Source organism: Sinorhizobium fredii USDA 205 (assembly GCF_001461695.1).
Lineage (GTDB): Bacteria > Pseudomonadota > Alphaproteobacteria > Rhizobiales > Rhizobiaceae > Sinorhizobium > Sinorhizobium fredii.
On record NZ_AUTC01000011.1, the window covers coordinates 1 to 12,205 of the forward strand.

The window sequence follows — 12,205 nt, forward strand, 5'->3', positions numbered from 1 at the left end:
GCGCCTGCTTAGCCGAAATTTCTTACCCCCACCTTTTTCCCACTCCCCTAGAGCGCAAACAACCTGCCGCGCTGCAGGATCATTCAATCGAGCACTCCGGTCATCAAATACCAATTGGGCTCCCTCTCAGTGAGCACGCGATTCGAACATACGGTCGCTCGGCACGCTAGGGCAGATGACAAGTTTAACCCGCAACAACCGCTCACCGTAAAGGGGGGAAATCCTTGCCTACCATTCCATCTGATGCTCTCAGGAATCTTGTGTCGAACCCGACCGGCAAGAATTCGCCGGCCTCAAAGACTGGCAGTGCCTCGTCATCCTTTGACGACTTGATGAGCTCGACGCTCGACCAGATGTCGGCGCAGGCTCAAAGCAACTTTTCTCATAATATCATTGAGGGAAACGATACGAACCGGGACGGCTACGTCACGCGGGAAGAGTATACAAAGAACCTGATGGCTGGGCCGACGCCCAAGACATTCAACGAGGCACTCCAGATTTGGAATACGTTCAGCGGCGGTGCAGAGCGCGTGAGCGAGCAGGATTTGAACGACAATTCCGCCGGAAAAATTGTCGCCAGCGTGGGAGTTATTGACCGCTCCAAGTTTCGCTGAAAAGCTAACACTGGACGTCGCAGCCTCCGTCTGCGACGTCGCTCGCAAAGCGCTTCACGACTTAGCCAGTGAGATAACGCGACCGCAGTTCGGGCGAACTCACCCCAAAGCGACCCTCCCCGAAATACCGCGCCGGACTTGCTCCCGTATGACGGCGAAACATGGTGATAAAGCTACTCGCACTTTCATAGCCAAGGTCGAGGGCTATGACGGTGACGGCATCGCCGCTGGCCAATCGCTGCAGCGCGAGGCCCACATGCAGTTGTTGCCGCCATCGACCGAACGACATGCCGGTCTCTCGCTGGAACAGACGGGTAAGGGTTCGCTTGCTCGCGCCTATACGCGCGCCCCATTCCTCGATCGTGAGGCGTGTCGCCGGGTGTGCCAGCATAGCGTCAGCAAGCCTCCGCAGCCGCCGGTCTGCGGGCATTGGCAATCGCAGCGGCTCTAGCGGCGCATCGCGAAGCTCGTCAAGAAGAACCCCGGACAGCCGAGCACGCCTTCCCTCTTCCGCCGCCAGGAGATCAGCATCTGATGTGAAGCAGAGAATGACCTCGCGCAGCAGCGGGCGAATAAACAATATCCCGCAATCCTCGCCGAGAAAGTCTGCAAGGTCGGGCTCTATATAGAGATTGGCCATGACAATCCTGCCACTGGAATGCGCCAGATGAAGCACACCCGCAGGCAGCCAGATGGCGCATTGCGGCGGCACGGTCCAAATTCCGCCGGCGGCCTCAACCGTCAGAGCACCGCAGATCACGTAGAGGAGTTGCGCCTTGCGGTGACTGTGAGGTTCGGTTTCGCCAACGGCCGTGAGTTCGATTGTCAGGCCTATGACGGACCTCGAAACGATGTCGGGATCATCGATCTCGGGTGTGATGACGATGCTCATCGTTTTAATTTCTCCACGCTCGCCATCGATTCTAAGCTGGGCGCCCCGCCTTGCAAGAACATGATGCTGTTTTGCCATGCTGGGTGCCATTGTCATCCAGAGATCCGAGGCGCATCAAAATCCGTGGGCAGAGAAACGATGGCATCGATCTCCACCAACCAATCCGCATGACCGAGCCTCTCCACGCCGAGGAAAATGCTGGCGCAGACCGGCCAACTCTGCCCAAAGACGGCATGCCCGGCCTCGAATATCGTGGCGACGAGTTCGTCGCGGTGACGGACGACATGCAGTCCCATCCGCACGATATGCTTTGTCCCAACACCAAGCGCATCAAGCGCGTCCTTCAAATTGCGGAAGCATTGTTCCGCCTGCAGACGATGATCATCTTTCCCGAGGAGCCACCCGTCTGCATCGATGGCAACTTGCCCGGCGATGAATGCAAAGGCACCTGCTGGTGCGATGGAGATCTGGGCGTAGACTGGCGCCACCGGCGTTGGCATCGAGGCTGGATTAAGGTGCTTTATCATGACCGACCTATGCCTCCCGCCTAGAGCTGCCTACCGCGGTTTGCGCAACGTAACCGTCCGGCCTTACCAGGAGCGCACCGATGTTCCCGAGAGTGTCCGCATGGTCGGTGGGAATGCCCCTTGCTTCGACAACCGAGTGCGGATGCAGCCAGTCGGGCCTCTCGGCTTTGGTGCCTTCGGAAATGGTCAGATCCAGCCATTGACCTTTCGAGAGGAGGCCGAAAAGGGTGGCATCTGTGCCGTCGGACAGCCTCAAGGGCGTGTCGCGGATACGGCCGCCGACCAGAGTCGACCTCCCAGCGCCAAAACCGGGCAGCGGATCGGGGTAATGCACTGCAAAACCCGACACCTGATTGGCAAAGTATGCATTGATCGCCGGCACTTTCAACATGTCATTGAAGACGCCCCGAAGCGCTCTCCCCCGCGCGGAGAAGGCGGTGATAAGGTGACTTTGCGCCATCGTGGTGTCGCGAAGATAGATGCCGACCGGCAGGCGTTCGGATTCATATGTGTCGAGCAGTTCCACGGGCGCGGTTCCTTTTGCGACCGCTGCCAGCTTCCAGCCAAGGTTCATCGCATCCTGGATGCCGACATTCATGCCCTGCCCGCCAGCTGGCAGATGGATGTGGGCCGCATCGCCTGCCAGGAATATGTTTCCGCGACGGTAGGTCTTTGCCAACCGCGTCTCATTGTCGAAGCGCGACAACCACAACGGGGAATGGGCGCCGAAGTCAGAGCCAAGAATGCGTGCCGTGGCTTGGCGCAACTCTTCGAGTGTCACCGCATCTTGCCGTGTACGCCCGCGGTCTTCAGCCTCGTTGACGACAATCCGGTAGTGCGCCCCATCACCAAGAGGCGCCACCAGCACACAACCGTGCTCATTGAATGCCGATACCAGAGGCGTGTCGGGCGGAGACGCCAGAACAACGTCGCCCAAGAACCAGGCCCCGTTCCCGGAATGGCCCTCGAATTCGATTCCAGTCTCCGAACGAACCAGGCTTCGTGCCCCGTCTGCACCCACGACGTAACGGCCACTGAGTTCAAATGGTCGGTCGTTGGTGCCGAAGACAGTGACGCCATCACTTTCGGAGATGATCCGCTCAGCCATGGCGCCTCGAAGGATCTCGACGCCGAGTTCCAATGCGAACTCTTCTATCAAAGCCTCCGTCGTCTCCTGGGGAATGAACAGCGTGTAAGGGAAACGGCTGTCGAAAATGTCGAAGTCCAGTCGAGTATCGAGAACCGCATAATGGCCTGACCTGACCGGCTTTCCGACGGCTAGGAATCGCTCCTCTATCCCCCGAAGCGACAGGACTTCCAGCGTCCGACCATGAATGGTCAGGGCTCGCGATTGATTGATCCGCTGCGTGCGTCGCTCGATGACAACCACCCGCAATCCGGCCAGTCTGAGTTCACAGGAGAGCCATAGCCCGACAGGTCCTCCCCCGACAACGATGCAATCGTAGACGTCCTTCATTTTCGGCTCCTTCTCTCCGTGGCGGGGTTGCTCCCGCAGTCACGAACAGTCAGTAGCCGCTTGGCCGATGCGCCACTCCCGCAGTCATGCCAACAAGTTTGGCGAAAGGGCCATTTTCGAGTTACCATTTCGGCGGGCATTCGATCGGCTGAAAGCCTGGCGGGGAACCCTTATTCTGAGCTGCTCAGGGTTTGGCGGCGGTGTGTTAAGATGACGATTCGAACCGCCACATCGGTAATTCGTAGGTGGCTTGGCTCTTGATAGGAATCGAACCGTCGGTGCGCCAGTCCCTTCACACACGCAGCGCATCGATGACGGCGCGCAGGCCAGCCGACAGGTATTTTCGCGTCGGGTAATAGAGATAAAGCCAGTCCTCCGGCGCACTCCAGGATGCCAGGCATTCGACGAGACTGCCGTTCTGGACATAGGGACGCGCCCGTTCCTCCCAGACATAGGCCAGCCCCACGCCGGACAGTGCCGCCTCGACCATCAGTTCGTGGTCATCCAGCGAAAGAGATCCGGTCGGCTCGAACTCGATGATCTTGCCGGCGCGACTGAACTCCCACGCATAGGGTTTGCCGCTTGGATAGATATTGCGGATACAGCCATGCTGACGCAGATGATCCGGGGTTTTGGGGATCGGATGGTGCTCGAAATAGCTTGTTGAGCCGACGACGGCGAACCGTAGCCGGGGCTTGATCTTCACAGCCGTCATGCCATCGCGCAGGCTCTCGCCAAGCCGAATGCCAGCATCGAACCCCTCCTCCACAATGTCGACAAGCCGGTCGGTGGCGACGATTTCCAGCTGGAGACCGGGATTTTCTGCAATCAAAGGACCAATCACTGATCGGAAGACGAACGGTGCGACCGAGTTCGGCGCGTTGATGCGAACCTTGCCAAACGGCGTGTCACGAAACTGGTTGAGCGCATCCAGCGCCGACCCGATCTCGCCGAAGGCAGGCGACAGTTGCGCAAGCAACATTGCGCCGGCATCGGTCAGCGACACGCTGCGGGTCGTCCGGTTGAGCAGGCGGATACCGACGCGTGCCTCCAGATTTCCCACTGCATGGCTGATCGCTGACGCCGTCACGCCGCGCTCTTCGCCGGCACGGCGAAAGTTACGATGACGGGCAACCGCATCGAAGGCCGCCAGTTCCGAGAGATCCGTGCTCCGCATTGTCAAATCTCACTCATCATTGAGAAGAAGATTATCTCTCTAATTATTAATCTCGAAAAGGTCCAGATTTCTCCTTGCAAACCGGCGCTGGTGCCGGACCCTACAGGAGACAAGACAATGGCCGACTTCATTCCTCCCGCCCACAACACTGCATCGCCCTTCGCCGACATGCGTGGCCATCACGTTGCGGTGCGCACGCCGGACCTCGAAACCGCCAAGCGTTGGTATGTCGAGAAGCTCGACTTCCGGGTCGTTGCCGAATGGGACTATGCCGACGAGCAACTCGCCTATCTGGCACCCGCCACCGACGACCATTTCTATGTGGAAATCCTGGGTGGCGGCGATCCGTCGCCGAAAGACGTTCGCCCCTATACCGATCTCGGCGACAGCCTCAAATATGCCGGCTACCACCATTTCTGCCTGAATGTCGCAAGTGTCGATGCGACCGTCGAGGCACTGCGCGCGCGCGGCGTCACCATCGTCACCGAGCCGTTCGAGCTTTTGGCAATCAGCCGGCGCCTTGCCTTCTTCTGCGATCCCTTCGGCAACCTGATCGAGCTGGCGGAAGTCCTGCCGTGACCTTTCCCCATCCGTTTGGCCACCCCGCCATCGGGTGGCCACCACATCAGGAGGATATCCCATGACGAACTCCATCATGATTATCGGCGCCGGCCCCGGCATCGGGCAGGCCGTCGCGGAGAAATTCGGGCGGGAAGGCTGGCATGTCGTGCTCACCGCGCGCAATGCCGATCGTCTCACCGGTCTGTCCAGAACCCTTTCCGGGCAAGGTCTCCACGTCTCGACTTTGCAAGCCGATGCGACCGATCCGATCGCACTGCGCAATGCGGTCGCCGAGGCCAACCGGATCACCGGCGGGCTAACGGCGGTCCTTTTCAATGCCGCAGTCGTGCGTGAACAGGATCTGTTCAGCATGCGCGACGATGAGGTCACGGACGACCTCGCGATCAATGTCGCTGCCGGCCTTCACACGATCCGGGCGTCCGTCGAGTCGTTCGGTGCGCGCGGCGGTACGATCCTGGTAACAGGCGGCGGCCTCGCAGTGTCCCCCCATGCTGGCTATGCCAGTCTTGGCCTTGGCAAGGCTGCACTAAGAAATGTCGTCGAAGGTCTGGCCGGTCCTCTCGCCGAACGTGGCATCCGCATCGCGGTGGCGACAATCGCCACGCTCGTCGGCCCCGGATCGACAGAAGCGAGAGAGGCAGCCGACACGATCTGGACGCTGGCAACCGACCCTACCTCGGGCTGGGAAGCCGTTTACCCCGCAAACGCCTTCAAGGGAGGCTGACATGACCGATACACTGACCTTGATTGCCAGGCTGACGGCCAAACCGGACTGTGCGGCGATGCTTGGCGAAGCGTTGCAGTCTCTCGTCTCACCGACCCGCGCCGAGGCGGGATCGATCGACTATCACCTGCACCGCGACAACCATGATCCCACCGTCTGGATTCTCTATGAGAACTGGCGATCGCGCGCTGATCTCGATGCGCATTTTGAGCAGCCCTACACCAAAGCCGTCATGGCGCGCTTTCCGGACCTGCTGGCCCACGAGATGGAACTGACATTCTGCACCATGACATCGCCTCGTCCCTGAGGCCCGGTCCAACACTTCCCCATCAATCCGACATCAAGGAACACCCTCATGAAAATCTGGTTCATCACTGGCGCCTCGCGCGGCTTTGGCGCCCTCGTCACCACACGGGCCCTGGCACAGGGCGACGCCGTCGTCGCCACCGCCCGCAATCCAAAAGCGATCATCGAGCGGTTCGGTGAGCACCCCAACCTGCTACCTGTCGCACTGGATGTCACCGACGACAAACAGGCGGCCGTGGCGGCGAAAGCCGCGATCGATCGCTTCGGCCAGATCGATATCCTGCTCAACAACGCCGGTTTCGGACTGATGGGCGCCGTCGAGGAGGCGACTGTGGCCGAGGTCGAGGCCGTTTACCGCACCAATGTCTTTGGTCTCCTCAACGTGACCCGTGCCGTCCTGCCCTTCATGCGGCAGGCCCGCTCCGGCCGCATCCTGAACATCTCATCGATCGGCGGCTATCGCGGTGCGGCCGGCTTCGGTGTCTACTCCTCGACGAAATTCGCCGTCGAAGGGCTGAGCGAAGCCCTGCATGACGAACTGGCGCCGCTTGGCATCCATGTCACCGTCATCGAACCGGGTTATTTCCGCACGGATTTCCTCGACAGTTCGTCCTTGTCGGTGAGCGGCAATATCATCGGCGACTACGAAGCGACCGCCGGCAAGGTGAGAACCATAGCCGCCGGCCTCAGCCATAACCAGCCCGGCGATCCTCAAAAGCTCGCGGAGGTCCTGACCGCCTTCGCTGACGCCCCCAATCCGCCAGTCCGCCTGCCGCTCGGGAGCGACACGGTTGCCGCGATCGAAAACAAGCACGCACAGGACGCTGCCATTCTCGCCGAATGGCGCACCGTCTCGGTGTCGACCGACTTCGCCGTTGACTAATGACGACGCTCGTCTGGTTAAACTTCGTCCGATGGGAGGCCGCTTCGGGCCTCCCACCGCCTTGAGCGGGATTCGAACCACCGACTACACCATGCCAAGTGCTTGAAATGGAACGATCTGGCCCATGCAACGGGCACGAGATCAAGGGTTTTCAATGGCCGATTTAGTTGCTATGTTCCCTTTTTGTTTCGAATAGGATAGGGCAATTTGGATGTCGAACATTGCCACTTTGACGCTCGGCAGGAACGCGACAGCGACATAAGCGTATATGCAGATAATCCCAGAGGGCCATGATGCGATTGCACACTGAACCTGACACCGAATGGAAGAACATCTTTCAGCTCTGGCGTGAGAGCGGTGAGGTTCTGCCGCTGAAAGTCGCCAAGAGTTCCTGGAGCGCCGAAGCTGGCCACTTCCTGATTGTCGAAGATGTTGAGATCAAGAAGTGGCCCTACGGAACGGCATGGGGTCAATATCATTGGAAGGGGATACCCGGCGCGAAGGGTGAGAAAATCAATCAGCCGGGAACATACACATGGAGAAAGCTTTAACTTGCACGCGACTGAGCAACTCGGCGACGTACAAGGAATTGTTAAACGCCTCGTGCGATGTATAACGATAGCCTTTGCAACCTGAGTGAGTATCTGTGGACAGATTTATTTCTGAAACGACGTACGAGAAATATCTGACACATTGAAATGGATAGACGCTAAGGTGCCCATGGCACCGACAAACTGGCCAATGATTAGTTCGAGAAAATGACCACGGCACAACACATCGTAGCTTTGCTGAAGAGCCACATAGACGGAGATGAAGGTCGCTTCCTTTCCGTGGCGACACAGCTTGCCGCGCACGAAGCCCGGCAAGGTCATGGCAAGCTCGCTCAGGAGCTCAAAGAGCTAATCGACACCGCTCGTGGCAAGACATCGACGGTCGCACGCATTGGCGCGGGCCCAGTGCCGATCGCACAGCCGAAAGGCGAGTTGACGAAATTGCTCGCCGCACGTTTCTCGGACACGCGGCTAGCGGACATGATCTTGTCCGACGAGCTTCGCGAGCGGCTTGGAAGAGTGATCGCTGAACAGCGGCACCAAGAGCGCCTGCAGGCCCATGGCCTGACACCTCGCCGCAAGTTGCTCCTCGTCGGCCCACCAGGGTCTGGCAAGACAATGACTGCGGCGGCGTTGGCGCATGAACTTAAGTTGCCGCTTTTTACAGTGCTTTATGATGGGCTCATCGGCAAGCTCATGGGAGAGACAGCTTCGCGCTTGCGACTGGTATTCGATGCCGTCGCGGCGCAACGGGGCGTCTATTTCTTCGACGAATTCGATGCGATCGGATCGCAGCGGTCCGGGCCAAATGATGTCGGCGAGATTCGTCGTGTGCTGAACTCCTTTCTCCAGTTCATCGAGAACGACCATGGCCCGAGCCTAATCATCGCTGCCACGAACCATCCAGAACTTCTCGATAGGGCGATCTTCCGTCGCTTTGACGATGTCATCGCGTACGAACTACCGGACGAACGCATTACGCGTGGAATCCTGGAGACGCACCTGTCACGCTTTAAGCCAAAGAAGATGAATTGGTCGGCAATCCTGGATGCAGCCAAGGGGCTCAGTCAGGCGGAGATAGCGCGAGCTGCAGACGAAGCGGCAAAGGTCGCTATCTTGAGCGACAAGCCGACGGTCGAAACCTCTCTTCTGCTGGGTGCCCTGTCGGAACGTCACAACACGATGCGATAGGGCGACAAGCAGTACATGGCCAGACCGCCTCGCAATCGATCTCACTTTTTCTTGGACGGTGGCGGGCAAGCGGAGCCTTACACCTCGCCGCGTACGGTCATTTCCGGCCTACCCCCCGCTCGTGCACGTGCACAACACGCTGCAAAGCTTTCTCAATCGCTCGCAACCGCTATCGCCGGAGCACAGCAGACTATGGCGGCGAGAGAACCGGGTATTGCAGAAGGCGACCGTGGTTTCTACTTGCAGTTTGAAATTCCCGCGGCTGAACGGGGAGCAGTCGATGCATTGGAAAACAAACCGGCTGGCATTGAACTGGTCGCCGTTCCTCAGATTGCGGCTGGCGAGGAGAGTATCACCGCGACCGTCTTCGTGCCTGAGCGCTCACTTGAGTTCTATAGCAAGAAGATCGACGCCTACCGGACCGAGCAGACGAAGACGGGCCGGCCGAAAAACGAAGCGTTGATTGCGCGTATTGAAGATGTTCACCTGGCCGCCGTGCGATCACTGTTCACCGACGCTTCTGAGCTCTATCCTCAACCGAACGCAGCCGCGTGGTGGGAAGTCTGGATCAGAGACGGAAGGCTCGCATCGTTTCGAATAGTCGCCGGGCGGTTGAATATTCCTCTCAAGGATCACGCGATCCGCTTTCCTGAACGGGATGTCGTGCTCGCTCACGGCACAGAAGCCACGATCGCACGCGTCGTGAGCAATTCGGACGCTATCGCTGAACTTCGACTCGCCAAGGACACACCATCAATCTTTTTGGAAATGGGGGCACCTGAGCAAGTTGAGTGGGCAGAGGATCTCGTGGGTCGTCTTGTCGCTCCGGACATGCTCGCGCCGGCAATATGCCTGCTCGACAGCGGAACGACAAGGGAACACCCTTTGATCGCTCCCGCGTTGCCGGCCGGCAACCAGCATGCATACGACGACAATTGGGGTGTGGGCGATAGCCAGTTCTGGAACGGGCATGGCACGTCGATGTCTGGCGTGGCGCTCTATGGCGATCTCCAGCAGACGCTCGCGCAGCAAGGCGCGGTCGAATTACCCTATTGGCTCGAGACTGTAAAAATCCTCCCGCCAAACGGCGGCAATGATCCGCTGCTATATGGCGCGATTACAGAAACCAGCATGACCAAGGCCGAGGCAAACGCTCCCCTTCGCAAGCGGGTCTTTTGCATGGCGGTTACAAGCGAAATCGGCCTCGCACGCGGACGTCCTTCGTCCTGGTCGGCTGCCGTCGATCAGCTGACCTACGGTGGTGGCGCTCTTCGACGTCTGATGGTAATCGCCGCCGGCAATCTGCGCGGTGACATCCACGCAGCAGAATATCCCGATCGAAATGATTTGGAGGAGGCGGAAAGCCCAGCCCAGGCTTGGAACGCGCTCGTTGTCGGAGCCTATACTGACAAGATCAATATCGTTGATCCGGCGTTCGGCGATTGGGCTGCGGTCGCTCCGGCCGGTGATCTATCACCAGCCAGCAGGACTTCGGGCACGTGGGATCGTCAATGGCCGGTCAGGCCGGATGTCGTCTTTGAAGGTGGAAACTTCGCGCACGACGGCGTGAACCCGAGTTCTCACATCGACGATCTGCAGCTGCTGACGACGTACTACCGACCCAACGTTCGTTTGTTCGATACATTTGGTGATACGAGCGCCGCCGCTGCGCTTGGCGCGAATCTTTGTGCGAACATCATCGCCGCTCGTCCAACGCTATGGCCGGAAACGGTACGGGGGCTCGCCATTCATTCCGCTGAATGGACACCGGCAATGAAAGGCCATTTCGACGGTGCCGGCACGCAAGCCATGAAAATGGCAATGCTCCGACGCTACGGCTGGGGCGTGCCCGACATTTCCCGTGCATTGAGAAGCGCTACGGACGACGCGACCCTTGTAGTCGAAGACGTTTTGCTGCCTTTCAAAAAGGAAGACTCGAGGATCAAGACCCGAAGCATGAACCTGCATGCTCTGCCATGGCCACGCGACGAGCTTCTCGATCTCGGCGCAGCTGACGTGGAGCTGAGGATCACGCTGTCGTATTTCATCGAACCCAATCCTGGCGAACGCGGGTGGACACGTCGACATCGTTATTCGTCACACTCCCTGCGATTTGCCGTCAAACGCTCTCTGGAAGATCTGCAACAGTTTCGGACGCGCATCAACAGAGCAGCGGAAGCAGAGGAGGAAGGTCAGATTGGCGCGGCGGCTGGCGGCGACAACTGGTTTCTCGGCATGATACGTGATCGAGGGTCTGTGCATTCCGACATCTGGCGAGGCAGCGCTGCGGCGCTCGCCGAGCGTGATGCGATCGGCGTCTTCCCGGTCAGCGGCTGGTGGAAAGAAAAGCCAGGACTTCAGCGTTGGGATCGGGCAGCCCGCTACGCGCTTGTAGTGTCTATCCGGGCACCGGGCGCAGACATCGACATCTACACCGCGATCGAGAACAAGCTCGAGGTCGAAATTCCAGCAGGATGAAGCGCGTTTTTGCTGTACCCGCACACACAGTGAGGGATCAATTTTGGCGACTGTTCCATGAAATGCTGTAGGGGGGATCGGTGAGCTTCAAACTATTGGACTCGGGCTGGGCGGACGAGATCGATGCGGGAGTCCGGGCCACCCCCGGCAGCATCTTGATTGTTTGTCCGTTTATCAAGAGGCGCACCGCCGAGCGCTTACTTTCGGTGCGACCGCCCGCGGACTTTCGGATTGTGACCCGGTTCGATCTTAACGCATTCAACGCGGGCGTAAGCGATCTGGATGCCCTCGAGCTCTTGTTACAAAGCGGCGCGAAAATTCGCGGTATTGTTGGCGTTCACTCCAAGATGTATGTCTTCGGCAGCACCCGTGCGATCGTCACCAGTGCCAATCTCACTGAGTCTGCGATGTTCAAAAACAAGGAATTCGGGTTCACTACGGATGACCCCCGATATTTCCTTGCAATGTCACAACTACTTCAAGAGTTTGTGGGACTGGACGAAAAGAGACCTTACAGCGTCAGCCATTGAGGAGTGGCGCCTAAAGCTTGCCCCGCTTCGCGCCGGGGCTGGGATTGGCAGCCAGCTGCCAGATTTTGGCGAAGTTGTCCGGGCGGTCTCACCGTTCGTTCTGGAGCCTCCCACAGAGACGCCGCTGCAGTCTTTTGTGAAATTTTTTGGGCGGGCAGACAACCGCGCATCTCTGACCACACTGGTAGAAGAGGAAGTTATTCGGTCTGGATCGCACTGGGCCTGCACCGTATCCATCCGAGCAGGGCCGCAGGATTTTGAGCGCCGCGCGTG

13 protein-coding genes are annotated in these 12,205 nt (G+C 58.9%); 9 read left to right on the forward strand and 4 right to left on the reverse strand.

What is annotated here, in order from left to right; translation table 11 throughout:
• Positions 1-224 precede the first annotated feature (224 nt).
• Positions 225-614: a hypothetical protein gene (locus N181_RS02510; RefSeq protein WP_141630390.1), complete on the forward strand. Its 390-nt coding sequence runs from the start codon at positions 225-227 to the stop codon at positions 612-614.
• Positions 615-675: 61 nt separating this feature from the next.
• On the opposite strand, the gene N181_RS02515 is transcribed toward N181_RS02510, so the two are convergent.
• The 4 genes from N181_RS02515 to N181_RS02530 all read right to left on the reverse strand — a co-directional run bounded on the left by N181_RS02515 (position 676) and on the right by N181_RS02530 (position 4,687).
• Positions 676-1,506 (reverse strand): AraC family transcriptional regulator, encoded by an 831-nt coding sequence (locus tag N181_RS02515; protein ID WP_042778928.1) that lies wholly within the window; start codon positions 1,504-1,506, stop codon positions 676-678.
• 92 nt (positions 1,507-1,598) lie between these two features.
• Complete coding sequence (locus N181_RS02520) at positions 1,599-2,033, reverse strand: RidA family protein (protein WP_003526084.1); 435 nt, start codon at positions 2,031-2,033, stop codon at positions 1,599-1,601.
• A gap of 7 nt (positions 2,034-2,040) precedes the next feature.
• The gene (locus tag N181_RS02525) at positions 2,041-3,510 is read right to left on the reverse strand and encodes an FAD-dependent monooxygenase (RefSeq protein WP_042778929.1); all 1,470 of its coding nucleotides are present in this window, start codon (positions 3,508-3,510) and stop codon (positions 2,041-2,043) included.
• 292 nt (positions 3,511-3,802) lie between these two features.
• On the reverse strand, positions 3,803-4,687 hold the full coding sequence (locus N181_RS02530) for a LysR family transcriptional regulator (RefSeq protein ID WP_042778931.1): 885 nt from the start codon (positions 4,685-4,687) through the stop codon (positions 3,803-3,805).
• Positions 4,688-4,804: 117 nt separating this feature from the next.
• Here N181_RS02530 and N181_RS02535 point away from each other — a divergent pair, with 117 nt between their 5' ends.
• The 8 genes from N181_RS02535 to N181_RS34415 all read left to right on the forward strand — a co-directional run bounded on the left by N181_RS02535 (position 4,805) and on the right by N181_RS34415 (position 11,932).
• Positions 4,805-5,266, forward strand: a complete 462-nt coding sequence (locus N181_RS02535) for a VOC family protein (protein WP_042778932.1) — start codon at positions 4,805-4,807, stop codon at positions 5,264-5,266.
• A 61-nt stretch (positions 5,267-5,327) separates the two neighbouring features.
• Complete coding sequence (locus N181_RS02540; RefSeq protein ID WP_042778934.1) at positions 5,328-5,993, forward strand: SDR family oxidoreductase; 666 nt, start codon at positions 5,328-5,330, stop codon at positions 5,991-5,993.
• A gap of 1 nt (position 5,994) precedes the next feature.
• Positions 5,995-6,300 (forward strand): putative quinol monooxygenase, encoded by a 306-nt coding sequence (locus N181_RS02545; RefSeq protein ID WP_042778935.1) that lies wholly within the window; start codon positions 5,995-5,997, stop codon positions 6,298-6,300.
• Between the two features lie 48 nt (positions 6,301-6,348).
• Positions 6,349-7,182, forward strand: coding sequence for an SDR family NAD(P)-dependent oxidoreductase (locus N181_RS02550; RefSeq protein ID WP_042778936.1), 834 nt, complete (start codon positions 6,349-6,351; stop codon positions 7,180-7,182).
• A gap of 293 nt (positions 7,183-7,475) precedes the next feature.
• Positions 7,476-7,733 (forward strand): hypothetical protein, encoded by a 258-nt coding sequence (locus N181_RS02555; protein ID WP_028743871.1) that lies wholly within the window; start codon positions 7,476-7,478, stop codon positions 7,731-7,733.
• 207 nt (positions 7,734-7,940) lie between these two features.
• The gene (locus N181_RS02560; protein WP_042778937.1) at positions 7,941-8,924 is read left to right on the forward strand and encodes an AAA family ATPase; all 984 of its coding nucleotides are present in this window, start codon (positions 7,941-7,943) and stop codon (positions 8,922-8,924) included.
• Positions 8,925-8,939: 15 nt separating this feature from the next.
• Positions 8,940-11,402, forward strand: coding sequence for a S8 family peptidase (locus N181_RS02565; protein WP_042778938.1), 2,463 nt, complete (start codon positions 8,940-8,942; stop codon positions 11,400-11,402).
• A gap of 80 nt (positions 11,403-11,482) precedes the next feature.
• The gene (locus tag N181_RS34415) at positions 11,483-11,932 is read left to right on the forward strand and encodes a phospholipase D family protein (protein ID WP_060563225.1); all 450 of its coding nucleotides are present in this window, start codon (positions 11,483-11,485) and stop codon (positions 11,930-11,932) included.
• The last annotated feature ends 273 nt before the right edge of the window (positions 11,933-12,205 follow it).